20 protein-coding genes are annotated in these 22,252 nt (G+C 69.8%); 9 read left to right on the top strand and 11 right to left on the bottom strand.

Features of this window, described 5'->3' with window-relative positions:
- The first annotated feature begins 269 nt into the window (after positions 1-269).
- The 5 genes from secA to COGEMETH_RS04130 all read left to right on the top strand — a co-directional run bounded on the left by secA (position 270) and on the right by COGEMETH_RS04130 (position 8,045).
- Positions 270-3,170, top strand: coding sequence for a preprotein translocase subunit SecA (gene secA / locus COGEMETH_RS04150; protein WP_238181342.1), 2,901 nt, complete (start codon positions 270-272; stop codon positions 3,168-3,170).
- Positions 3,171-3,354: 184 nt separating this feature from the next.
- The gene (bioD, locus tag COGEMETH_RS04145) at positions 3,355-4,029 is read left to right on the top strand and encodes a dethiobiotin synthase (protein ID WP_238181341.1); all 675 of its coding nucleotides are present in this window, start codon (positions 3,355-3,357) and stop codon (positions 4,027-4,029) included.
- 141 nt (positions 4,030-4,170) lie between these two features.
- Positions 4,171-6,096 (top strand): potassium transporter Kup, encoded by a 1,926-nt coding sequence (locus COGEMETH_RS04140; protein ID WP_373875312.1) that lies wholly within the window; start codon positions 4,171-4,173, stop codon positions 6,094-6,096.
- Positions 6,097-6,346: 250 nt separating this feature from the next.
- A complete protein-coding gene (locus COGEMETH_RS04135; protein ID WP_238181340.1) occupies positions 6,347-7,273 on the top strand; it encodes an ABC transporter ATP-binding protein in 927 nt (308 codons plus the stop codon).
- Between the two features lie 10 nt (positions 7,274-7,283).
- On the top strand, positions 7,284-8,045 hold the full coding sequence (locus tag COGEMETH_RS04130; protein ID WP_238181356.1) for an ABC transporter permease: 762 nt from the start codon (positions 7,284-7,286) through the stop codon (positions 8,043-8,045).
- A gap of 103 nt (positions 8,046-8,148) precedes the next feature.
- Here COGEMETH_RS04130 and COGEMETH_RS04125 read toward each other — a convergent pair whose 3' ends face one another.
- Positions 8,149-8,913, bottom strand: coding sequence for an alpha/beta fold hydrolase (locus tag COGEMETH_RS04125; RefSeq protein WP_238181355.1), 765 nt, complete (start codon positions 8,911-8,913; stop codon positions 8,149-8,151).
- 160 nt (positions 8,914-9,073) lie between these two features.
- On the opposite strand from COGEMETH_RS04125, the gene COGEMETH_RS04120 reads away from it, so the two are divergent.
- Positions 9,074-9,904 (top strand): FkbM family methyltransferase, encoded by an 831-nt coding sequence (locus COGEMETH_RS04120; RefSeq protein WP_238181339.1) that lies wholly within the window; start codon positions 9,074-9,076, stop codon positions 9,902-9,904.
- A gap of 9 nt (positions 9,905-9,913) precedes the next feature.
- Here the strand turns inward: COGEMETH_RS04120 and sfsA are convergent, their stop codons facing one another.
- Entirely contained in the window at positions 9,914-10,630 is a 717-nt protein-coding gene (gene sfsA, locus COGEMETH_RS04115) for a DNA/RNA nuclease SfsA (protein WP_238181338.1), read from the bottom strand.
- A 132-nt stretch (positions 10,631-10,762) separates the two neighbouring features.
- Here sfsA and COGEMETH_RS04110 point away from each other — a divergent pair, with 132 nt between their 5' ends.
- Complete coding sequence (locus COGEMETH_RS04110; RefSeq protein ID WP_238181337.1) at positions 10,763-11,503, top strand: competence/damage-inducible protein A; 741 nt, start codon at positions 10,763-10,765, stop codon at positions 11,501-11,503.
- A 21-nt stretch (positions 11,504-11,524) separates the two neighbouring features.
- On the top strand, positions 11,525-12,385 hold the full coding sequence (locus COGEMETH_RS04105; protein ID WP_238181336.1) for a formate/nitrite transporter family protein: 861 nt from the start codon (positions 11,525-11,527) through the stop codon (positions 12,383-12,385).
- On the opposite strand, the gene COGEMETH_RS04100 is transcribed toward COGEMETH_RS04105, so the two are convergent.
- Positions 12,322-12,609, bottom strand: coding sequence for a hypothetical protein (locus COGEMETH_RS04100; RefSeq protein WP_238181335.1), 288 nt, complete (start codon positions 12,607-12,609; stop codon positions 12,322-12,324). The two genes, COGEMETH_RS04105 and COGEMETH_RS04100, sit on opposite strands and share 64 nt — an antisense overlap.
- Positions 12,610-12,789: 180 nt before the next feature.
- Between COGEMETH_RS04100 and COGEMETH_RS04095 the strand changes: the two genes are divergently transcribed.
- Positions 12,790-13,206 carry a hypothetical protein gene (locus tag COGEMETH_RS04095; protein ID WP_238181334.1) on the top strand — a complete coding sequence of 139 codons (417 nt, stop codon included), beginning with the start codon at positions 12,790-12,792 and terminating at the stop codon, positions 13,204-13,206.
- Between the two features lie 57 nt (positions 13,207-13,263).
- On the opposite strand, the gene COGEMETH_RS04090 is transcribed toward COGEMETH_RS04095, so the two are convergent.
- The 8 genes from COGEMETH_RS04090 to fchA all read right to left on the bottom strand — a co-directional run bounded on the left by COGEMETH_RS04090 (position 13,264) and on the right by fchA (position 22,154).
- Positions 13,264-13,440: a hypothetical protein gene (locus COGEMETH_RS04090; protein WP_238181333.1), complete on the bottom strand. Its 177-nt coding sequence runs from the start codon at positions 13,438-13,440 to the stop codon at positions 13,264-13,266.
- A gap of 92 nt (positions 13,441-13,532) precedes the next feature.
- Positions 13,533-14,243, bottom strand: coding sequence for a cache domain-containing protein (locus COGEMETH_RS04085; RefSeq protein WP_238181332.1), 711 nt, complete (start codon positions 14,241-14,243; stop codon positions 13,533-13,535).
- Between the two features lie 263 nt (positions 14,244-14,506).
- A complete protein-coding gene (locus COGEMETH_RS04080) occupies positions 14,507-14,941 on the bottom strand; it encodes a GlcG/HbpS family heme-binding protein (protein WP_238181331.1) in 435 nt (144 codons plus the stop codon).
- Between the two features lie 204 nt (positions 14,942-15,145).
- On the bottom strand, positions 15,146-16,120 hold the full coding sequence (locus COGEMETH_RS04075; protein ID WP_238181330.1) for an HpcH/HpaI aldolase/citrate lyase family protein: 975 nt from the start codon (positions 16,118-16,120) through the stop codon (positions 15,146-15,148).
- Positions 16,121-16,233: 113 nt separating this feature from the next.
- Entirely contained in the window at positions 16,234-18,993 is a 2,760-nt protein-coding gene (locus COGEMETH_RS04070; RefSeq protein WP_238181329.1) for a phosphoenolpyruvate carboxylase, read from the bottom strand.
- Between the two features lie 212 nt (positions 18,994-19,205).
- On the bottom strand, positions 19,206-20,099 hold the full coding sequence (gene sucD, locus COGEMETH_RS04065; RefSeq protein ID WP_238181328.1) for a succinate--CoA ligase subunit alpha: 894 nt from the start codon (positions 20,097-20,099) through the stop codon (positions 19,206-19,208).
- 19 nt (positions 20,100-20,118) lie between these two features.
- Positions 20,119-21,291, bottom strand: coding sequence for a malate--CoA ligase subunit beta (locus COGEMETH_RS04060; RefSeq protein WP_238181327.1), 1,173 nt, complete (start codon positions 21,289-21,291; stop codon positions 20,119-20,121).
- A gap of 239 nt (positions 21,292-21,530) precedes the next feature.
- Positions 21,531-22,154 (bottom strand): methenyltetrahydrofolate cyclohydrolase, encoded by a 624-nt coding sequence (fchA, locus tag COGEMETH_RS04055; RefSeq protein WP_238181326.1) that lies wholly within the window; start codon positions 22,152-22,154, stop codon positions 21,531-21,533.
- Between the last annotated feature and the right edge of the window lie 98 nt (positions 22,155-22,252).

Genomic DNA, 22,252 nt, shown 5'->3' with positions numbered 1-22,252 from the left:
CCCCACGGGCCGGGACGGCGATGGCAGAGCCGGTGGCACAGGTGGCCCGCAAGGCCGCGGAAGGCAAGCGCGGCGGCGGGGATCGGCCGGCCCGGCACACCCGATCGTGAGGGACCGCCCGCCCGTTCGGGGCCTCCGTCGCGGCCTGTCCGGCCGGGGCCTCTTTTAGATGCGCCCCCCGATATTTACCTCTATAAGCCCGGCCAACTCAGCCAAGCCCGGCCCGCGACGGCACGCCGTCGACGGGTTCGCACGTCCGCAGGTTCACGATGCTCGGTGCCCTCGCCAAGAAGATCTTCGGCTCGTCCAACGACCGCCGCGTCAAGGGCTACCGCCCGCGCGTGGCCGCGATCAACGCCCTGGAACCCGAGATCCAGGCTCTGTCGGACGACGCCCTGCGCGCCCGCACCGAGATGCTGAAGGGCGAACTCGCGGCTGGCAAGAGCCTCGACGACATCCTCGTGCCGGCCTTCGCCACCGTGCGGGAAGCCGCCAAGCGCGTGCTCGGCCAGCGCCACTTCGACGTGCAGATGATCGGCGGCATGGTGCTGCACGAGGGCGGCATCGCCGAGATGAAGACCGGCGAGGGCAAGACCCTGGTGGCCACGCTCGCCGTCTACCTCAACGCCCTCTCGGGCAAGGGCGTGCACGTCGTCACCGTCAACGACTACCTCGCCGCCCGCGATGCCGAGTGGATGGGCCGGGTCTACCGTTTCCTGGGGCTCACCGTCGGCACCATCGTGCATGGGCTGGACGACGAGCAGCGCAAGGAATCCTACGCCTGCGACATCACCTACGGCACCAACAACGAGTACGGCTTCGACTACCTGCGCGACAACATGAAGTACGAGCTGTCCCAGCTCGCGCAGCGGGGGCACAACTTCGCCATCGTGGACGAGGTCGACTCGATCCTGATCGACGAGGCCCGCACGCCGCTGATCATCTCCGGGCCGGTGGACGACCGCTCGGAGCTCTACGTCACCGTGGACGCCCTGATGCCGCAGCTCGTGCGCGAGCATTACGACCTCGACGAGAAGCAGCGCACCGTCTCCCTGACGGAGGAGGGCAACGAGTACCTCGAGGAAGCCCTGCGGGTCGCCGGCATCCTCAAGGAGGGCGACCTCTACGACGCGCACAACGTCAGCATCGTCCACCACGTCAACCAGGCGCTGCGCGCCAACACCCTGTTCACGCGGGACAAGGACTACATCGTCAAGAACGACGAGGTGATCATCATCGACGAGTTCACCGGCCGCATGATGCAGGGCCGGCGCTACTCGGAAGGCTTGCACCAGGCGCTCGAGGCCAAGGAGCGGGTCACGATCCAGCCCGAGAACCAGACGCTGGCCTCGATCACCTTCCAGAACTTCTTCCGCCTCTACGACAAGCTCGCGGGCATGACCGGCACGGCCTCGACGGAGGCCGACGAGTTCGCCGAGATCTACAAGCTCGAAGTGGTCGACATCCCGACCAACAAGGAGGTCGAGCGCGTCGACGAGGACGATCAGGTCTACCGGACCGTCGAGGAGAAGTACCAGGGCATCATCGAGGAGATCGACCGGGCGCACCAGCGCCACCAGCCGATCCTCGTCGGCACCGGCTCGATCGAGAAGTCGGAAGTGCTGGCCGAGCTCCTCAAGAAGGCCGGCTACAGCCTGCTCGACTATTCCGACCCGCTGGCGCTCACCGACGTCTACAAGGCCGCCCGCGAGGGCCGCGTGACCAAGCGCTTCGCCGTGCTGAACGCCCGCTTCCACGAGCAGGAGGCCTATATCGTCGCCGAGGCCGGCGTGCCGGGCGCGATCACCATCGCCACGAACATGGCCGGCCGCGGCACCGACATCAAGCTCGGCGGCAACGTCGAGATGCGGGTCGAGAAGGAGCTCGCCGACCTGCCAGAGGGCCCCGAGCGCGAGGAGCGGGTCGCGGCGATCAAGGCCGAGATCGCCGACAACCGCGGCAAGGTGCTGGCCTCCGGCGAGCCGGCCGACGCCGAGGCCGGGCGCAAGAAGGACCTGCCCGGCGGCCTCTACATCATCGGCACCGAGCGCCACGAATCGCGCCGGATCGACAATCAGCTCCGCGGTCGCTCCGGCCGCCAGGGCGACCCAGGCCGCTCGAAGTTCTTCCTCTCGCTGCAGGACGACCTGATGCGGATCTTCGGGTCCGACCGCATGGACGGGATGCTGCAGAAGCTCGGCCTGGAGCAGGGCGAGGCGATCATCCATCCCTGGATCAACAAGGCGATCGAGAAGGCGCAGCAGAAGGTCGAGGCGCGCAACTTCGACATGCGCAAGAACGTGCTCAAGTACGACAACGTCATGAACGACCAGCGCAAGGTCGTGTTCGAGCAGCGCCGCGACTTCATGGGCCAGGAGAGCGTGCGCGAGACCGTGGACGAGATGCGCCAGGGCGTGATCGACGACCTCGTAGCGACCCACATCCCCGAGAACGCCTATGCCGAGCAGTGGGACGCCGCCGGCCTGCGCGAGCGCGTGGCCGAGGTGCTCAACCTCCAGGAGCCGGTGGAGGACTGGGCCAAGGAAGAGGGCATCGCCGACGAGGAGATGCGCGAGCGCCTGCGCAAGGCCGCCGACGAGAGCTATTCCGCCCGCGTCGAGAAGAACGGCGCCGAGGTTTCGGCCTATATCGAGAAGCAGGTGCTGCTCCAGACCCTCGACCACCTCTGGCGCGAGCACCTCGTCACCCTCGACCACCTGCGGCAGGTGATCGGCTGGCGCGGCTTCGCCCAGCGCGACCCCCTCAACGAGTACAAGTCGGAGGCCTTCGACCTCTTCAACGGCCTCGTCACGGCGCTTCGCGAGCAGGTGACGACGCAGTTGTCGCGCGTCGAGATCATGTTCCAGGAGCCGGACCAGGGCGGCAGCCCGTTCCCCGGCGAGCCCCCCGCCCTGCCGCAGATGTTCGCCCAGCACCTCGACCCCGTCACCGGCGAGAACGAGATGGCCTTCCCCGGCCGCGGCACGGGCAGCGACGGCGGCGGCGGGCCGGCCTACGGCTACGCCGCGGGCGCGCTGGCGGCGGACGGCGCCGTGCTGGAGCGCGACCCCACCGACACCGCGACCTGGGGCCGGGTCGGCCGCAACGAGCCCTGCCCCTGCGGCTCGGGCAAAAAGTTCAAGCACTGCCACGGCAGCTATCAGGCGTGACGTAGCGCTTCGGACTGTAAAGGGCCCGCTTCCCCTCACCCTTGCGAGGAGGGGGCAGGGGTGGGGGTGGCTCCGGAAAGACCGCTGCGGTGCCTTCTGCACCACCCCCACCTCCGGCTCCTCCCCGCAAGGGGGAGAGAGGTTCTACGGCTCGTATTGAGCGACGTCTCCCTAGCCGGATGCGATGCCCCGACACCTCTTCATCGCCGGCGCCGGCACCGAGATCGGCAAGACCTACGTCACCGCCGCGCTCACGCGCCGCCTGCGGGCGCAGGGGCGAACGGTATGGGCCCTGAAGCCCCTGGCGAGCGGCGTGCCGCCCCTGGACGACCCGGCCTTCGCCGACAGCGACACCGCCCGGCTCCTGGCCGCACAGGGCATTCCGGTGAGCCCCGAATCGGTGGCGGCCTGCTCCCCCTGGCGCTTTGCCGCCCCCCTCTCCCCCGATCAGGCCGCCGCCCGCGAGGGCCGAGAGCTAGCCCTCGCCGACCTCGCGGCCTGGTGCCGGGAGCGGATGGCGCAGGCCCAGGGCACCCTCCTGATCGAGGGCGTCGGCGGCCTGATGAGCCCGGTGACGGACGAGGCCACCGGGCTCGACTGGCTGAAGGCGCTAGACGTCCCGGCCCTCCTCGTCGCCGGCAGCCATCTCGGGGCGATCAGCCACGCGCTCACGGCCTGCGAGTCCCTGCGCCTCCACGGCGTTCCCCTCCGCGCGGTGGTGGTCAGCGAGAGCCCGGATGCGCCAGCGCCCGCGGAGATCGTGGCGGCGGCGATCCGGCTGCGGGTGACCGCGCCGGTGTTCTGCCTGGAGCGGGGCGGCCCCTGTCCGGATGGGCTGGCAGCCCTCGTCCGAGGATAGCGGGACACACGACCGCGTTCTGTCGCGATATCGTCGGCAGAGTCTGTCAATCCGCCTGGACGGCCCGCGTCCGGCTGCTAGCTTCCCGCTCGCGCCGGCCCATACTGCTTGCCTGAGCCGACCATCCGCCGGAGCCCTCCGTTGAGCCAAGCCGAAGCTGCCGCGCCGGACGGGTCCGATCACGCTGCCCGGGGCACCCTGCGGCCGGCCCTGCTGCTCGGGGCGCTGGGCGTCGTCTACGGCGACATCGGCACCAGCCCCCTCTACGCCTTCAAGGAGGCGGTGCGCGCGGCCAGCAGCGGCGGCCACGCGGCCGAGCCGATCGCCGTCTTCGGCGCGGTCTCGCTGATCCTGTGGGCGCTGATCCTGATCGTCTCGCTGAAATACGCGGTGCTGATCCTGCGCGCGGACAACCGCGGCGAGGGCGGCATCGTGGCGATGCTGGCGCTGCTGGGTGCCCGCCACGCCAAGCCCGGCTCCTGGCAGGCGCTGCTCCTCGTCGTCGGTCTGGTCGGCGCCGCGCTCCTGTACGGGGACGGGGCGATCACGCCCGCGATCTCGGTGCTCAGCGCCGTCGAGGGCCTGAAGGTCGAGGCGCCGGGGCTCGCCCGCTTCGTCGTGCCGATCACCGTGGTGATCCTGATCGGCGTGTTCGTGGTCCAGAGCAAGGGTGTGGCCTTCATCGGCCGCATCTTCGGACCGGTGATGCTGGTCTGGTTCGCGGTGCTGACGCTGCTCGGCCTCGGCGGCATCCTGCACAACCCCGAGATCCTGGCGGCCGCCAACCCCTTCCGGGCGATCGACTTCCTGTTCCATGCCGGCTGGCACGTCAGCTTCGCCATGCTGGGGGCCGCCTTCCTCGCGGTCACGGGCGGCGAGGCGATGTATGCCGACCTCGGGCATTTCGGCGCCAAGCCGATCCGGGTCGCGTGGTTCGCCCTGGTGCTGCCGGCCCTGGTGATCAACTATTTCGGGCAAGGGGCCGTGCTGCTGGCCGAGCCCGACGCCATCGAGAACCCGTTCTACCGGCTCTCGCCGGACTGGGCGCACTATCCCCTGATCGGGCTCGCCACCGTCGCCACCGTCATCGCCTCCCAGGCGATCATCTCGGGCGTGTTCTCGCTCACCCAGCAGGCGATCCAGCTCGGCTTCCTGCCGACCATGCGCATCGTCCAGACGGCGTCGGACGAGCGCGGCCAGATCTACGTTCCGGCGGTCAACTGGCTGCTCGGCATCGCGACGCTCACCGCCGTATTCGTGTTCGGCTCCTCCGATGCGCTGGCCGGCGCCTACGGCATCGCGGTCTCGCTGCTGATGGCGATCACGACGCTGCTGGCCGCCCTCATCGCCCACAAGTGGGGCTACAACCTCTACGCCGTCATCGCCCTCAACGGCTTCTTCCTGGTGATCGACCTCGTCTTCCTCGGCGCCAACAGCGTGAAGCTCCTGGAGGGCGGCTGGTTTCCCCTGGTGCTGGCCGGCATCGTCGCGCTGATGATGCTGACCTGGCGCAAGGGCAACCACCTCGTCGAGCAGGCCCGCGCCTCCCTGCGCCAGCCGGAGGACGTGTTCCTGTCAGGCCTCCAGCACCGGGACCTGGTGCGGGTGCGCGGCACCGGCGCCTTCCTGTCGGCGGCCACCCACGGCATCCCCCTCCACCTCTCCCGCTTCGTCGAGCGCAGCCATGCCCTGCCCGAGCGCGTCCTGATCGTCTCCGCCCAGTACGAGGAGACGCCGACCGTGCCGGAGAACGAGCGCGGACACGTCACCCTCCTGGCGCCGAACTTCTACCGGGTCACCCTGCGCTACGGCTTCATGGAGGACGCCTCGGTCCCGGACGGGCTCGCCTGCGCCATCGCGCACCGCCACCTGCCGGCCCACGTGCTGGACGACCTCACGGTCTTCGTCGGGCACGAGACCATCATCCCCAAGAGCGACGACCGCGGCATGGCGACCTGGCGCGAAGGCCTCTACGCCTTCATGCAGCGCAACGCCGAACGCACCGGCGCCTTCTTCGGCGTGCCGACGCGCCAGGTGGTCGAGGTCGGCACCGAGATCGAGATCTGAGGCGGGCCGCCCTGACGATCGCCGCCGCCGCTGTGCGCTACGGCACGGCACCGTGATGAGGCGGCCTCGCGCCCCTTCGCCCTCCCTTTGAGCGTGCTATACGCGCGGCCCACCCCAACGGCCCTCGGGGGCTGCCCCGCGCCTAGGCGGATCGCGCCGGCAAGCCGACACGATCCGCTTGGCACTTCGAAGTGACGCAGGTTTTCGTCGCAAAACCGGTGACCACTTTTGCGAACCTGCTTAGGCACAGATGCCGCCCATCCTCGCCATCGCGAACCTGTCGAAGACCTACGCCTCCGGCCTGTCGGCCCTGCGCGCGGTGAACCTGGAGATCGCCAAGGGCGAGATCTTCGCGCTGCTGGGGCCCAACGGGGCCGGCAAGTCGACGCTGATCAACATCGTCTGCGGCATCGTCACTCCGAGCACGGGCACGGTGACGGTGGACGGCCACGACATCCTGAACCACTACCGCGGCGCCCGGAAGACGATCGGGCTGGTGCCACAGGAACTCACCACCGACGCCTTCGAGACCGTCTGGAACACCGTCAGCTTCAGCCGCGGCCTGTTCGGCCTGTCGAAGAACCCGGCCCATATCGAGCGGGTGCTGCGCGACCTCTCCCTGTGGGAGAAGCGCGACAACCGGCTGATGACCCTGTCGGGCGGCATGAAGCGCCGGGTGCTGATCGCCAAGGCCCTCTCCCACGAGCCCCGCGTGCTGTTCCTCGACGAGCCCACCGCGGGCGTGGACGTGGAACTGCGCCAGGACATGTGGCGGATGGTACGCCGGCTGCGCGAGCAGGGCGTCACCGTCATCCTCACCACCCACTACATCGAGGAGGCCGAGGAGATGGCCGACCGGATCGGCGTGATCCGAAAAGGCGAGATCATCCTCGTGGAGGAGAAGGCCGAGCTGATGCGCAAGCTCGGCCGCAAGCAGCTCACGATCCAGCTCAACGAGCCAATTTCCGAGGTGCCGCCGGCCCTGGGCCAGTACGGGCTCGACCTGGCGGCCGGTGGCAGCGAACTGGTCTACACCTACGACACCAAGGCCGAGCGCACCGGCATCACCCGCCTGCTCACCGATCTGGCCGGCGCGGGCCTCACCTTCAGCGACCTGCGCACCAGCCAGTCGTCGCTGGAGGACATCTTCGTCGACCTGGTCCGGGAACGGGCGTGAGGGCATGTCCATGAACTGGCCCGCGATCCGCGCCATCTACGGCTTCGAGATGAGCCGCTTCTGGCGCACGGCGATGCAGAGCATCCTGGCGCCCGTCATCTCCACCTCCCTCTACTTCGTGGTGTTCGGGGCCGCGATCGGCTCGCGGGTCAGCGCGGTGGACGGGGTGCCCTACGGGCTGTTCATCGTGCCCGGCCTGATCATGCTCTCGCTCTTGACGCAGAGCATCGCCAACGCCTCCTTCGGCATCTACTTCCCGCGCTTCTCCGGCACGATCTACGAGATCCTGTCGGCGCCGATCTCCCCCGTGGAGGTGGTGCTCGGCTATGTCGGGGCGGCGGCCTCAAAATCGATCGTGATCGGGCTGATCATCCTGGCCACCGCGGCCCTGTTCGTGCCCCTGCGCATCGAGCACCCGGTCTGGATGCTGGGATTCCTGCTGCTGACGGCGGTGACCTTCAGCCTGTTCGGCTTCGTCATCGGCCTGTGGGCGGACGGCTTCGAGAAGCTGCAACTCGTGCCGCTCCTCATCGTCACGCCCCTCACCTTCCTGGGCGGCAGCTTCTACGCCATCGAGATGCTGCCGCCGTTCTGGCGGGCGGTGAGCCTGCTCAACCCGGTCGTCTACCTGATCAGCGGCTTCCGCTGGGCCTTCTTCGGCACGGCCGACGTCGGCATCGGCGTCAGCTTGGCGATGACGGGTCTGTTCCTGGCCGTCTGCCTCGGCCTCGTCACCTACATTTTTCGGACCGGCTACCGGCTGAAGAGCTGAGGGGCACCCGATAAGTCTCTGTCCCGGAACGTGATTCCCTCCCCCGCAAGGGGAAGGACAGTGCCCGACGGATCGGCCGAACGCCCCTTCGACACGAAAAAAATCACGCCCGCGCGGCCAAGAACGCCAGCACGCCGGCGCGGTGCTCGCGGGCGCCCACCGCCGTGCTGTGGTCGCGGCCCTCGATCTCCAGGGCGCGGGCGTCGGGCATCAGGGCGGCGAGCCCCGGCCCGGAGCCGGCCACCGTGTCGAGGGTGCCGACCGTGACCAGGGCCGGCGTCTCGATCTGCGCCACCTCCGCCCGCGACAGGGTCTGGCGCGAGCCGCGCATGCAGGCGGCCAGCGCCCGCAGGTCGCTGCGGGTCTGCTCGGCGAAGGTGCGGAAGGCGGCAGCCGTCGGGTTCGGGGCCGGCGTGCCGGCCGGCGCCTCCAGGGCCTCGGCGATGCCGGCCGGCAGGCCGCGCCCCTCCACGAGGTGCAGGCCCAGGCCCCCGATCAGGGCCGAGCGCACGCGGCCGGGATGGTCGAGGGCGAGGAAGGCGGTGATCCGCGCGCCCATCGAGTAGCCCATCACGTCGGCGCGCCCGATGCCGAGATGGTCGAGGAGGGCAAGGGCGTCGCCGGCCATGGCCTCGGAGCTGTAGGCCTCCGGATCGTAGAGCTTCTCGCTCTCCCCGTGGCCGCGGTTGTCGAGCGCGATGGTGCGGTAGCCGGCCTGCGTCAGCGCCCGTACCCACTGGGTGTTGACCCAGTTGACCGCGTGGTTGGAAGCGAAGCCGTGGATGAGCAGCACCGGGTCGCCCGTGCCGCCGACCGCCGGCACGTCGACATAGGCGATCCGCACGCCGTCCGAATCGAAGCTCTGCATCGCCTGCTCACCCATCACGCCCGCCGCACCGCTTAGAACGGGCGCGGCCTCCGGGGCAACGCGCAAACGCCCGCGCGGAGCGAACGCCGAGCGCCGGCAAGTGCTTGGCGCGACAGGGAGAGCTTGCAGGCGGCGGGCCCGGCTGGCATCACCCCGCCTGATGAAGGATTCCCAGCCCTACGGCACCTACGCCCCGGTCGGCCTCGTCGCGGCGATCACCCGGCGCACCGGGCGCATCCGGCCCGATTCGTGGCGCGGGCGGCGGCTCGCCCTGCTGCTGCGCCGGATCGCGATCTCGCTCCTGCGCGGCAAGCCGCTCGACGTGACGCGCTACGGCGCGCGGATGCGGCTGCATCCCTACAACAACAATTGCGAGAAGAAGGTGCTGTTCACGCCGCAATTCTTCGATCCCGAGGAGCGCGCGGTCCTGCAGGAGCGCCTCCGGCCGGACTGCGTCTTCCTCGACATCGGCGCCAATATCGGCGCCTACGCGCTCTGCGTGGCCGCCTTCTCCGGGCCCGGCGCCCGGATCGTGGCCGTCGAGCCCCAGCCCGACGTGTTCGACCGCCTGAGCTACAACATCGCCCAGAACCCGTTCCACACCATCAAGGCGGTCGCCTGCGCGGTGGCCGACAAGGGGGGCGAGCTGACGCTGTTCATCGATCCCCGCAACCGCGGCGAATCCAGCCTGAAGATCGTCGGCACCAACGAGGGCGCGCAGATCAAGGTGCCGGCGGTGACGCTCCTCGACCTCGTGCGCGGCGAGGGGCTGACCCGGATCGATGCGGTGAAGCTCGACGTGGAGGGCGCCGAGGACCTGATCCTCGAACCCTTCCTGCGCGAGGCGCCCCCGTCCCTGCTGCCGCGGCTGATCCTGGTGGAGAACGGCACCGACCAGTGGCAGCTCGACCTGCCCAAGCTCCTGGAGAGCCACGGCTACCGCGAACTCGCCCGCTCGCGCCTGAACCTGATGTTCGAGCGGACCGCCTGAGGCTGCAGGTCAGGCCGGCGTCAGAATCGGTATCTCCTCCGCCACGCTCACGCCGTCCCGGTCCACGTCGCAGCGATAAGCACGGGTCTCGACGCCCGCCGCCCGCGCCGCACGGAACGCCCGGTCGAAGGCGGGATCGATGTCGCGGGCGACGTCGAAGGCCTGCGCCTGCATCTGCACCACCACGACGACCAGCGCCCGGCCGCCCGCCTCCACGACGCGGGCCAGCTCCAGCATGTGGCGGGCGCTGCGGGCGGCCGTGCAGTCGGGGAATTCGGCCAGCCCCGCCTGCCGCATCAGGTGGCAGTTCTTCACCTCGACGTGGCAGGGCGCCACCCCCTCGCCGCCGGCCAGGAAGTCGATCCGGCTGCCCGTGCCGTAGCGGACCTCTGGCCTGAGCACCGTGTACGCTTCGAGGGCCGGGAGCCGGCCGGCGGCAAAAGCTTCCGCGACGAGCGCGTTGGGCCGCATCGTGTTGACGCCGACCCATTGCGGGCCGCCGGGCAGCCCCGCCTCCACCAGCTCCCAGGTGTGGGCGAGTTTTCGCGATGGGTTCCGGGAGAGCGAGAGCAGCACACGGTTGCCGGGGTCGGCGAGGCCCATCATCGCGCCCGGATTGGGGCAGTGGGCGGTCAGCATCGTGCCGTCGTCGCGGACGACGTCGGCCAGGAAGCGCTTGTAGCGCCGGACCAGCCGGCCCTCGATCAGGGGTGCGGGAAACTTCATCGGGATCGGTCCGGACGGGGCACGGCGCAGCTTTAGGCGTCGCGGACGCGGTGGAACAGCCTGGGCGTGTGGCAGTCGCCACGGCCCGCGCTATCTGCCGTTCGACCGACGCCCCTCCCGACACGGACGCCCATGACCACCGACCCCGACGCCATCACGGCCGCGATCCTCGTCATCGGCGACGAGATCCTGTCGGGGCGCACCAAGGACAAGAACATCGGCACGATCGCCGACTACCTCACGGCGGTGGGTATCGACCTGCGCGAGGTGCGGATCGTCCCCGACGTAGCCGAGGCGATCGTGGAGGCGGTCAACGCGCTGCGCGCCCGCCACACCTACCTGTTCACCACCGGCGGCATCGGCCCGACGCACGACGACATCACCGCCGACTGCGTGGCCCGGGCCTTCGGTGTCGGCATCGACGTGGACCCTCGCGCCAAGGCGATGCTGCTGGAGCGGCACAAGCCGGAGGACCTCAACCCCGCCCGCCTGCGCATGGCCCGCATCCCGGACGGGGCGGACCTGATCGCTAACCCGATCTCGAAGGCGCCGGGCTTCCGCATCGGCAACGTCTTCGTCATGGCGGGCGTACCCGCGATCATGCAGGCGATGCTCGACGCGATCGGGCCGACGCTGCCCAGCGGGGCGAAGGTGCTCTCGGAGACGGTGGTGGCCGGCAACGTGGCGGAGGGCACCTATGCCGCGGATCTCGGGGCGATCGCCGGCCGGTTCCCGGACCTGTCGATCGGCTCCTACCCGTCGATGACGCAAAGCGGCTTCGAGAACCGCATTGTGGTGCGCGGCAAGGATGCGGACCTGCTCGCGCGGGCCCGCGCCGAGGTCGAAGCGCTGGTGGCGCGGCTGCGGCGCTAGACCCTCGGGGAGGCGTGAGCGATGGCGGAGCACCGGGCGGCCGAGAAGACCGAGCGGGAGGAGCTGAAGCAGGCCGTGGCCGCGATCGGGCGGCCGGACGCCTACCTGTTGCACGAGGCCATCCGGCGCAACGGCGACGAGGAGCTGCGCCGAGACGGGAGCGCCCTGTTCCTCTCGGCGCTCGCCGCCGGCCTCAGCATCGCCCTCTCCCTGATCGTGCCCGGCGTGCTCAAGACCTACCTGCCGGAGGCGCACTGGACCAAGCTCGTCACCACGATGGGCTACGCGGTCGGCTTCCTCGTGGTGGTGCTCGGGCGCCAGCAATTGTTCACCGAGAACACCATCACCCCGATCCTGCCCCTGCTGCACGACCGCTCGGCCAAGACCGCCTGGCGGGTGCTGCGCCTGTGGGGCATCGTTCTGGCCGGCAACCTGCTGGCCACCGCCGCCATCGCCGCGGTGCTCGCCCATTCCGGCGCCTTCGAGCCGGAAGTGACCGCGGCCTTCGCCGAGATCAGCCACCACGCCGTCGCCTTCGGCTTCGGGACGACGCTGATCAAGGCGATCTTCGCCGGCTGGATGATCGCGCTGATGGTCTGGATCCTGCCGGCCACCGGCCAGGCGGCGCCCTTCGTCATCGCCCTGATGACCTGGCTGGTCTCGCTCTGCGGCCTCGCCCACGTCGTCGCCGGCTCGGTGGAAGCCTTCTACCTCGTGGTGACGGGGGCGGCCACGATGGGCGACTACGTCCAGAAGTTCTTCCTGCCGACGCTCATCGGCAACGTCTTCGGCGGCGTCGCCCTGGTCGCGGTGCTGAATTACGGGCAGGTCGCCCCCGAGGTGGAGGAGACGAAGGCCGCCGAGGGCGCGAGGCCGGACTGATCGTCGGCCGCCGCCCCCCGGTCGAGGCCGCCGCGGACGTAGCCGTGCGAGATCAGCCGGTCCCGGCGCAGCGTCCGGCGCTCGGCCTCGCACAGGTCGGTCAGGGCGTCGAGGATGATCCGGCGCAGGGCGAGGCCCGCATCGCCCCGTGCCGCCACGAGATAGGCGTTCGCGATGGCCTCGACGGTGGGCGAGGCCGGCGGCGTGCTGGTCTGGGGTTGCATCGCGGACCTCGTCTGGAACATAAAGTGAACATGCCACACGGGCCGGCCCCGGCCAAGGGCCGATCCAAGCTGAACGGTTGAGAACAGGTGCGGCGCGGACTGGTTCAGGATCGGCGAGCCATGATCCTGCATCGACGGCCGCGATCCCCGCGGGCCGCCAGTCGCCAAAGGGCTTCCACCGTGTCGACCTTCAGCCGCGCACGTCTCACCGGACTCCGCCTTGCCGGGCTGGGCATCCTGGCGCTCGCCGCCGCCCCGGCACTCGCCGCCGACTTCGACGGGGGCTATGCCCCGCCCCGGCCGGATTACGGCGGCGGCTACGAGCGGCGCCTGCCGCCCCCTCCCCCGCCCGAGCCGGAGTTCCGCGGCCCCCGCTTCTCCGCCGGGCCGCGCTTCGTGCCGCCGCCGGATGCCTGCCGCGTCTTCGTGAAGCGCCGGTTCGACGAGGACGGCGAGCCGGTCCTGCGCCGGGTCCGCGTCTGCGACGAGCCGTCCGGGTTCGAGGGCGGCCCGCGCCACCGCCCGGATTTCGACGGCCCCCCGCCGCGGGACGGGTTCCCGCACCGCCGCTGGGGCTGGGACGGGCCCCGCTGGTAGGGTCCGCGATTCACGATTTCTGCGCCGCGCCCGTACCCCGGGCGCGGCGTTCGGCGTTCAGGCCCTGAGGGGCGCCTTCCTGAGGGCGGCGGCGAAGGCCTTGAGCTGCCGGTTCAGGTCGGCCAACTCGTTCAGGGCGATGGTCTTGTGGCCGTCCTTGACGGCCCGCTCGATGTCTTCGACCTGCGCGGCGGTGAGCCGCCGCAGGGCGTCTGCGACCTGTTCACGGGTCATCGGCGCTCCTTTTCGCGCGACGCGTGGCTGATGCCCCGTGATAGAGCGGTAGGCTTAACCGCTGGTTCTCCCCGGCCGGCCGCAGGCTACGATCAATCGTCCGGCGTCGCGAGGTTTGCGGGGGCTAGCGCGAGTTCGGCGGCCCGGAGGCTGTCGCGGGCCTTGGCCACGGCGGCGCCCTGGACTCCGTTCTGCTGGTTCAGCGCCTCGATGAAGGCCGTCCAGTCCGCGCGCAGGCTCGCGGGCATGCCCGCGTCGAGGCGCTGGCGAAGCTGCGCGAGCCGGCCGGCCGGTGTCTCCGGGCTCGCGTCGGCATCCGTGTCGTACACGCCGACGCCGCACATCTGGTCGCCGGCACGGGTGTAGTAGGTGGTCTTCTGCACGGCCACCGTGCTGCCCGGCTTCGGGAACAGGTAGCGGATCACCGAGACCTCACCGGCCTTGGCCGTCTCCAGCATGCGGGCGATGAAGTAGTTGCCGGTGGAATCGTGCAGGTCGCGCACGTTCTGACCCTGCAGGATCGGGTTGGGATGCGCGCTCATCACCCCGTCCGGGCCGACGCAGAACACGTAGGTGTCAGCGGTGCGGAAGCCTGCCTCGCCCTTGGCGAACCGAGCGAGGGCCGTGGGCTTGTCGTGCTCGACCGCGGCGACGACGTGCTTGAGCATCCACTGCGCCGCGCCGGTCGGCACCGCCTCCTCGCAGCCCACGGGGGCTTCCACGAAGCCGCAGGCCAGGGCCGGCCCCGAGAGCGTCCCCGCGACCAGACCGGAGAGCGCGAGCAGCGAACGGAACGATCTCATCGAACACTCCCGACGAAGAGGGCCGAATGCGCGTGGCGAGGCGCCCGACCTTGCAATGTCCGGATCGTGCCGCCAATCGGTACACAGTATAAATCAAATCTTCGCGATGGACAAAGAGCCTTGGAATGCCGCCAATATGGACATGGCGTCGAGAGGATTGCGTGCGATACGATCACGTCTGCATCGGGAAGGGGCACGGTTCCCGATGCCGGCCCGATCCTTCGATGTCGGCCGGAGGCGGGGCGCCTCCGGCGACGGTGTCGTCAGGTCCGCCAGGGATGGGCCGGCAGTTCGGTGTTGCCGATGGCCTTGGCGCCTGCCTCGGCCACCGCGTGGTCGTTCTCCACCGTCGAGCCGCTGACGCCGATGGCGCCGGACATCTCGCCGTCCGCGTCCACGATCGGGATGCCGCCGGGGAAGGTGATCAGCCCCTCGTTCGAGTGCTCGATGCCGTAGAGCGGCCCGCCGGGCTGCGACAGCTGGCCGATCTGGCCGGTCATCATGCCGAAGAACACGGCGGTCTTGGCCTTCTTCTGCGCGATGTCGATGGAGCCGACCCAGGCCCCGTCCATCCGGTAGAACGCCTTCAGGTTGCCGCCGGAATCGACGACCGCGATGCACATCTGCGTGCCGAGTTCGGCCGCCTTGTCGCGGGCCGCGCGGATCGCCGTCTCGGCGTGCTCGATGGTGACGTGCATGGTGTGAACTCCCGTGTGGCGCGAGACGGCGCCGCGCATCGTGCCCGCTCGCGGAAAGCGGGGGCGTGAAGACAACGGCCAAGGTCGTGGCCGGTGCCGGAGGGGATCGGAAAGGAGCGCCGGGCGACGATCGCCCGGACGAAGAACGGCCGCTCCGGGACATCCCGGCGCGGCCGCTGGCGCAGTCGAAAAAGTCCGAAAAAACTACTTCGCCGTCATCGCGTTGGCCTTCTCGATCAGCGCCTCGGCCATGCGGATCGAGGCGATGTCGATGAGGCGGCCGTCCAGCGAGACGGCGCCGCGGCCGGCCTTGGCGGCTTCCTTCATCGCCTCGAGGATGCGGCGCGCCTTGGTGACCTCGGCCTCGGAGGGGGTGAACACGTCGTTGGCGAGATCGATCTGCGAGGGGTGGATCGCCCACTTGCCCTCGTAGCCCGCCGACGCGCAGCGCTTGGCGGCCGAGATGTAGCCGTCGGGATCGGAGAAGTCGCCGAAGGGACCGTCGATCGGGCGCAGACCGTAGGCGCGGCAGGCGACCAGCATGCGCTGCTGGGCGAACAGCCACGGGTCCTGCCAGTGGGTCTGGCGGGCGCCGGACTCGTCCTTGTCGGTGAGCACGCTGAAGTCGGGGTTCACGCCGCCGATGACCTGGGCGCGGGCCCGCGTCGAGGCGGCGTAGTCGGCCACGCCGAAGGACATCGCCTCCAGGCGCTTGGACGAGGTCGCGATCGCCTCGACGTTGGCCATGCCAAGCGCTGTCTCGATCAGCACCTCGAAGCCCAGGGGCTTCTCGCGCTTCTTGGCCTGCTCGATCTGCGTCACCAGCACGTCGATGGCATAGACGTCGGCCGGCACGCCGACCTTGGGGATCAGGATCATGTCCAGCCGCGGACAGACTTCGACGATGTCGACCACGTCGCGGTACATGTAGTGGGTGTCGAGACCGTTGATGCGGATCATCATGGTCTTGTTGCCCCAGTCGATCTCGTTGAGCGCCTGGATGATGTTCTTGCGGGCCTGCTCCTTGTCGTCGGGGGCCACCGCGTCCTCGAGGTCGAGGAAGATCACGTCGGCCTTCGAGGAGGCCGACTTCTCCATGAAGGTCGGGTTCGAGCCCGGCACGGCGAGTTCCGAGCGGTGCAGGCGCGGGGTGGCCTGCTGGATCAGGGTGAAGCTCATCGGTCTTGGGTCTCCTGGTTGGGAATATGGGATACGCGGAAAAGCTAGGGCGCTTCTCCGCGCATGTCCCGGTCCGACTCCGTCGGCCTGCGCGGCCGCCGGCATGGGTCTCCTCACCCCGTCGCGCCGAAGCCGACGGCGATGCAGTTGATCGACAGCAGCAGGGCGGACTTGACCGCCTCGCGGCGGTCCTCGTCCGTCTCGCTGCGGAAGCGGCGCAGGAGTTCGACCTGCTCGCGGCTGACCTGGTTGATGGTCGGCAGCCGCCCGTTGAGCCGGTCGCGGAACAGGGGATAGCGCTCGGCGAGCTCCGCGCCGCCGCTGACGCGCAGGACCATCTCGCGCGTCAGCGCGTATTCCGCCTCGATCCGCGAGAAGATCCGCTCACGCACCCCCTGGTCGGCGACGAGGCCGGCGTAGTCGCGGGCGATGTCGAGGTCGACCATCAGGAGGGTCTTCTCCACCTCGTCGAGGACGAGGCGGAACACGCGCGATTCCTCGAACAGGCGCTTGAGGGTGGCCTCGCCCTCCTCGCCCCGCACGTCGAGGAAGCTGCGGATGCCGGAGCCGACCCCGTACCAGCCGGTCACGACGTGCCGGTTCTGCGACCAGGCGAAGACCCAGGGGATCGCGCGCAGGTCGCTCAAGGAACGGGCGCCGAAGCGGCGGGCCGGGCGCGAGCCGATGTTGAGCAGCGCGATCTCGTCGAGCGGGCTCGCCGCCTGGAAATAGTCGACCAGCCCCTCCGTCTGCAGCAGGTTGACGTAGGCCGCGCGCGAGGCGCCGGAGAGGGCCTCCATGGCGTCGTCGAAGGCGTTGCGGGGCTGGGCCGCCGCATGGCGCTCGCTCTGGAGGGCGTGCTCGAACACGGAAGCCGCGAGCAGCTCCATCTGGTAGGCGGCGGTGCCGCGGTTGGCGTACTTGAACGAGACCACCTCGCCCTGCTCGGTGGTGCGGAAGCGGCCGTTGATCGAGCCGGGCGGCTGGGCGTCGATGCCGCGCTTGGTCGGCACGCCGCCCCGGCTGACGGAGCCGCCGCGGCCGTGGAAGAAGGCGATGGGCACGCCCGCATCCTGGCCGAGCGCCGTGAGCTTGGACTGCGCCTTGTACAGCTCCCAGTTCGAGGCGACGAAGCCCCCGTCCTTGTTCGAATCCGAGTAGCCGATCATCACCTCCTGCACCCCGCCCTGCCAGCGGGTGGAGCGGCGCACCACCGGCGTGCCGAGCAGCTCCTTCATGATCGCGGGCGCGGCGCGCAGGTCGTCGATGGTCTCGAACAGGGGCACGATCGGCAGCGGGCAGATCTCGGTGCCCGCCGTATCCAGGTAGATGCCGGCTTCCTTGGCGATCAGGTAGGCGCCGAGCACGTCCTCGACGGAGCGCGTCATCGACAGGACGAAGGCGCCGAAGGCCTCGCGGTCGAGCTGCTCGCGCATCTCGCCGACGAGGGCGAAGGTGGCCAGGGTCTCGCGGGCGGCGTCCGGCAGGTCGTCGAAGGAGCGCTCGGGGTTGCGCGGGCGGGCGAGTTCGGTGAGCAGCCACTCCTTCCAGGCGGCCGATTGCAGCTCCGGCGGGCTCCGTCCGCCGTGCTGCTGGGCCCAGAGGGCGTGCAGGGTCTCGGTGGTGCGGGTGGTGTTCTCGCGCAGGTCCAGGCGCACGGTGGAGAAGCGGAAGATCTCGACCATGCGGCGCACCGGGCGCACGAGGTCGGTGGCGAGCGACGTGCACTTGGCGTCCGAGAGCCCCTGCTCCAGCACGCGCAGGTCGTTGATGAGGCCGTCCGCGCTCGGGTAGTCCGGCCCGGAAGGCCGGCCGCCCTCGTTGCGCCGGATCGTGGCTTCGAGCTTGCGCAGGACGCAGGTCAGGAACTGGCGGTAGGCCTCGCCGGGGTTGCGCCCGGCGATCGCCTTGCCGTCGCCGCTCTCGGCGAGCGCGCGTGCGAGTTCGCCGCGGAAGGTCTCGGGCACCGGCATGGCGCGCTCGGTGAGCGACAGCACCCGGCCGAGATGGGTGACGCCGTCGCGGTAGCGCCGCAGGGAGGCCAGCGCGTTGCGCTTCAGGGTCTCGCGGGTGACGCTGGCCGTGACGTAGGGGTTGCCGTCGCGGTCGCCGCCGATCCAGGAGCCGAACTGGAAGAAGGGCGGCACCTCGAAGGTCTCGTCGGGGTAGTACTGCGCCAGGGCCTCCTCCAGGGAGTAGAGCACCTCCGGCAGCATCTCGAACAGGGTCTCGTCGAAGAAGTGCAGGCCCCAGGCCACCTCGCGCTCGACGGTGGCCTTCTCCAGGTGCAGCTCGCCCGTCATCCAGACTAGCTCGATCTGGTCGCGCAGCTCGTTCATCAGGCCGTTGCGCTCGCGCTCGGTCCAGCGGGGCAGTTCGAGCTCGCGCAGGGTCAGGTAGATGCGCCGGAACTTCTCCAGCACCGTCACGCGCTTGCCCTCGGTGGGGTGGGCGGTGATGGTCGGTCGGATGCGCAGGTCCTTGAGCAGGGCGTGGATCTGCGGCGCCGCGATGCCGCTGTCGGCGGCCTGGGCCAGCACACGGGCGAAGGAGCCGCCGAGCGCGGCCCGGCCCTCGCTGCGCTCGACCTGCCGGCGGCGGCGCATGGCGACGTTCTGCTCGGCGATGGAGAGCAGCTGGAACCAGATGCCCTGCACCTGGAGGGCGCGGGCGAGCATCTCGGGCGTGAAGTTCGAGATGTCGGCGGTGCCGTGCAGCACAGCCTCCAGTTCCGGCTCGTGCCGGCGCGCCACGTCGAGGAGCGCGTGGAACAGGATGTCCAGGGCCTCCTTCGAGGAGGTGCCGGTGATCACGGGCGGCGCGAAGGCGTTCTCGTCCGCGGTGCCGGGGGAGGCGTGAAGGGTCTTGATCATGAGATGGCCCTTTCAGGGACTCGCATCGAGGACCGCGGGGACGGGCAGATCGCGCGGTTCTCCCTTTCCCTTTTGCGGGAGAGGGTGGCCCTCGGCTCGCGCGAGGGTCGGGAGCGGGGTGCGCCGTATCCGGATGGACCTGTGCCGGCCCCTCTCCCGCCTCGCATCCGCGAGGCACCCTCCCCCGCAGAGGGGGGAGGGGGTCGGTGCGGTCACGCCGCGCGCTTGCCCATCACCTGCGCCACGGTCTCGCCGAAGGAGCCGGGATCGGGGGCGACGGTGAGGCCGTAGGAACGCATGATCTCCGCCTTCTCGGCGGCGCTGTCGCCGGCCGCCGAGATGATGGCGCCGGCATGCCCCATGCGGCGGCCCTTCGGGGCGGTGAGCCCGGCCACGAAGCCGATCACGGGCTTGCTCATGTTCTCCTTGATCCAGGCGGAGGCCTCGGCCTCCTGCGGACCGCCGATCTCGCCGATCATCAGGATCGCGGCCGTGTCGGAATCCTGCTCGAACAGGGCGAGGTGGTCGAGGAAGGAAGAGCCGTTGATCGGGTCGCCGCCGATGCCCACCGAGGTCGAGATGCCGAGCCCGAGCGCCTTCAGCTGCGAGGCGGCCTCGTAGCCCAGCGTGCCCGAGCGAGAGATCACGCCGATGTTGCCCTTGAGGTAGATGTGGCCGGGCATGATGCCGAGCATCGACTTGCCGGGCGAGATGATGCCGGCGCAGTTGGGGCCGACCACCATGGTGCGCCGGTCCTTGGGGTAGCGCATCAGGTAGCGCTTCACCCGCATCATGTCCTGGGCCGGGATGCCGTCGGTGATCGAGCAGACCAGCTTCAGGCCGGCATCGGCGGCCTCCATGATCGCGTCGGCGGCGAACGGCGGGGCGACGAAGGTGATCGAGGTGGTGGCGCCGGTGGCCGCCACCGCCTCCTTGACGGTGTTGAACACCGGCACGCCCACATGCGTCCGGCCGCCCTTGCCGGGGGTGACGCCGCCGACGACGTTCGAGCCGTACTCGATCATTTCCTTGGCGTGGAAACTGCCCTTGTCGCCCGTGATGCCCTGGACGATGATCGGGGTCTTCTCGTCGATGAGAATGCTCATGGCGTGATCTCCCGGAATTTCAGCGCTTGGCGGCGTTGCAGGCGTCGACCGCCTTCTTGGCGGCCTCCGACAGCGTGTCGGCGGTGATCAGGTCGAGACCGCTCTCGGCCAGGATCTTCTGGCCCGCCTCGACGTTCGTGCCGGCCAGCCGCACAATCAGCGGCACGTCGATCTTCACCTCGCGGGCGGCCTGGATCACCCCCTCCGCCACCCAGTCACAGCGGTTGATGCCGGCGAAGATGTTGACCAGGATCGCCTTGACGTTGCGGTCCGAGAGCACGAGCCGGAAGGCCGTGGCGACCCGCTCCGGCGAGGCGCCGCCGCCCACGTCCAGGAAGTTGGCGGGCTCCCCGCCCGCGTGCTTGATCATGTCCATGGTCGCCATGGCGAGCCCGGCGCCGTTGACAATGCAGCCGATCTCGCCGTCCAGCCCGATGTAGCTGAGGTTGTGCTCGGCGGCCTGGGCCTCGCGCGGGTCGCCCTGCGAGGGGTCGTGCATGTCCGCGATGTTGCGGCGGCGGAACATGGCGTTGTCGTCGAAGGACATCTTGGCGTCGAGCGCCAGCACCCGGTCGTCCTTGGTGACGACCAGCGGGTTGATCTCCAGCATGGTGCCGTCGCAATCGCGGAACGCCCGGTAGGCGTTCATGATCGTCTTCACCGCGGCCGAGACCTGCTTGATGTTCAGCCCGAGCTGGAAGGCGATCTCGCGGGCCTGGAACTGCTGCAGGCCGACGGCCGGCTCGACCACCACCTGGATCAGGGCCTCGGGCTCGCTGGCCGCGATCTCCTCGATGTCCATGCCGCCGCGCTGCGAGGCGATGACCCGGACCCGCTCGGCCTTCCGGTCGAGCACGTAGCCGAGATAGAGTTCGCGCTCGAACGGGTCGGCGGTCTCGACGTAGACGCGCTGCACCGGCTTGCCCTCGGGGCCGGTCTGCAGGGTGACGAGGCGCTTGCCGAGCAGTTCGCGGGCGGCGTCACGGACCTCGTTGTAGGTCCGGCACAGCTTGATCCCGCCGGCCTTGCCCCGGGCGCCTGCATGGATCTGGGCCTTGACCGCCCAGAACGAGCCGCCGAGTTCGGTCGCGGCGTAGACCGCCTGGTCGGGGCTGAAGGCGACGGCGCCCTTCGGCACGGCGACGCCGAAGCTCGCGAGAAGCTCCTTGGCCTGATACTCGTGCACGTCCATTCCGGCCTCCTCCGTGTTCTTCGATGCAGGTCTACCCGATCAGTCCGGTTTTCGGGAGGGCCGCTGCTCGTCAAATCTTTTTACACCGCGATCCAGTTCGCCTTGACGGCGCCCGGAATGCTTGGCGTATTCATTTTTGCAGCGCAACATATCTTGGGCCCGACTGCTACCGGCGGTCGAGCCTCGGAGTCTGGACTATCGCGAGCCCCGTCGCCCGATGACGGATGCTGGCCCGCGGTTCAATTCACCTTGGCCTTGACCACCTCGTAGACCTTCTCGGTCAGCGCCCCGGCATCGGCCAGCAGGCTTTCGAGCTCCTGGAGGCGCTCGTCCGCGAAGTCGCGGTCGTCGAGGCCCTTGGCGTTGATGTAGACGTTGAGCGCCGAACTGCGCAGGCCGGCATGGGCCGAGAGCACGGCGACGCCCGCATCCGAGATGACGTTGAGGTTGCCCTTCTCGGCCACGATCGCGGACAGGTCGATCACCGCCCGGCAGGCCCGGCAGCAGGCGAGTGGGGCGTCGGTGGCGACCTTGAGGGCCGCCTGGATCCGGTCCGCCCGCGCCGCCTTCTCCTCGTCGCTGCCCTTCGGCAGGGCGTAGGCACCCATCACCGCGTCGAAGGCGGCCACGTCCTCGGCGATCATGCCGGTGAGGACCACCCGCAGGCCCTCGGACTTGGCGAGCACGTCCTTCAGTTCGGCCTCGACCTCCACGTACTTCTTCTTGCCGATGGTGAGGTTGCACACCATCGACACCAGCGCCGCCCCCATGGCGCCGGAGATGGCCGCGGCCCCGCCGCCGCCGGGGGTGGGGGCCGAACTCGCCAGCCCGTCGAGGAAGGTTTCGATCGATTCGCTCGCCATCGTCGTCTCGCAGGGTTCGGTGCTCGGGGCAGATCGGACGCGACCTGCTCGACTGGCCTCTCCTCCCCCTTGCGGGGAGGAGCCGGAGGTGGGGGTGG

This window comes from Methylobacterium trifolii (assembly GCF_022179685.1).
Lineage (GTDB): Bacteria > Pseudomonadota > Alphaproteobacteria > Rhizobiales > Beijerinckiaceae > Methylobacterium > Methylobacterium trifolii.
Note: the sequence above shows the minus strand (reverse complement) of the source record. Positions and strands in the feature narration are given on the sequence as shown.

Bases quoted from the DNA above. Each gene is read 5' to 3' on its own strand.
- secA (WP_238181342.1), top strand. From the start codon at position 270: ATGCTCGGTGCCCTCGCCAAGAAGATCTTCGGCTCGTCCAACGACCGC.
- bioD (WP_238181341.1), top strand. From the start codon at position 3,355: ATGCCCCGACACCTCTTCATCGCCGGCGCCGGCACCGAGATCGGCAAG.
- COGEMETH_RS04135 (WP_238181340.1), top strand. From the start codon at position 6,347: ATGCCGCCCATCCTCGCCATCGCGAACCTGTCGAAGACCTACGCCTCC.
- COGEMETH_RS04130 (WP_238181356.1), top strand. From the start codon at position 7,284: ATGAACTGGCCCGCGATCCGCGCCATCTACGGCTTCGAGATGAGCCGC.
- COGEMETH_RS04125 (WP_238181355.1), bottom strand. From the start codon at position 8,913: ATGCAGAGCTTCGATTCGGACGGCGTGCGGATCGCCTATGTCGACGTG.
- COGEMETH_RS04120 (WP_238181339.1), top strand. From the start codon at position 9,074: ATGAAGGATTCCCAGCCCTACGGCACCTACGCCCCGGTCGGCCTCGTC.
- sfsA (WP_238181338.1), bottom strand. From the start codon at position 10,630: ATGAAGTTTCCCGCACCCCTGATCGAGGGCCGGCTGGTCCGGCGCTAC.
- COGEMETH_RS04110 (WP_238181337.1), top strand. From the start codon at position 10,763: ATGACCACCGACCCCGACGCCATCACGGCCGCGATCCTCGTCATCGGC.
- COGEMETH_RS04105 (WP_238181336.1), top strand. From the start codon at position 11,525: ATGGCGGAGCACCGGGCGGCCGAGAAGACCGAGCGGGAGGAGCTGAAG.
- COGEMETH_RS04100 (WP_238181335.1), bottom strand. From the start codon at position 12,609: ATGCAACCCCAGACCAGCACGCCGCCGGCCTCGCCCACCGTCGAGGCC.
- COGEMETH_RS04090 (WP_238181333.1), bottom strand. From the start codon at position 13,440: ATGACCCGTGAACAGGTCGCAGACGCCCTGCGGCGGCTCACCGCCGCG.
- COGEMETH_RS04085 (WP_238181332.1), bottom strand. From the start codon at position 14,243: ATGAGATCGTTCCGTTCGCTGCTCGCGCTCTCCGGTCTGGTCGCGGGG.
- COGEMETH_RS04080 (WP_238181331.1), bottom strand. From the start codon at position 14,941: ATGCACGTCACCATCGAGCACGCCGAGACGGCGATCCGCGCGGCCCGC.
- COGEMETH_RS04075 (WP_238181330.1), bottom strand. From the start codon at position 16,120: ATGAGCTTCACCCTGATCCAGCAGGCCACCCCGCGCCTGCACCGCTCG.
- COGEMETH_RS04070 (WP_238181329.1), bottom strand. From the start codon at position 18,993: ATGATCAAGACCCTTCACGCCTCCCCCGGCACCGCGGACGAGAACGCC.
- sucD (WP_238181328.1), bottom strand. From the start codon at position 20,099: ATGAGCATTCTCATCGACGAGAAGACCCCGATCATCGTCCAGGGCATC.
- COGEMETH_RS04060 (WP_238181327.1), bottom strand. From the start codon at position 21,291: ATGGACGTGCACGAGTATCAGGCCAAGGAGCTTCTCGCGAGCTTCGGC.
- fchA (WP_238181326.1), bottom strand. From the start codon at position 22,154: ATGGCGAGCGAATCGATCGAAACCTTCCTCGACGGGCTGGCGAGTTCG.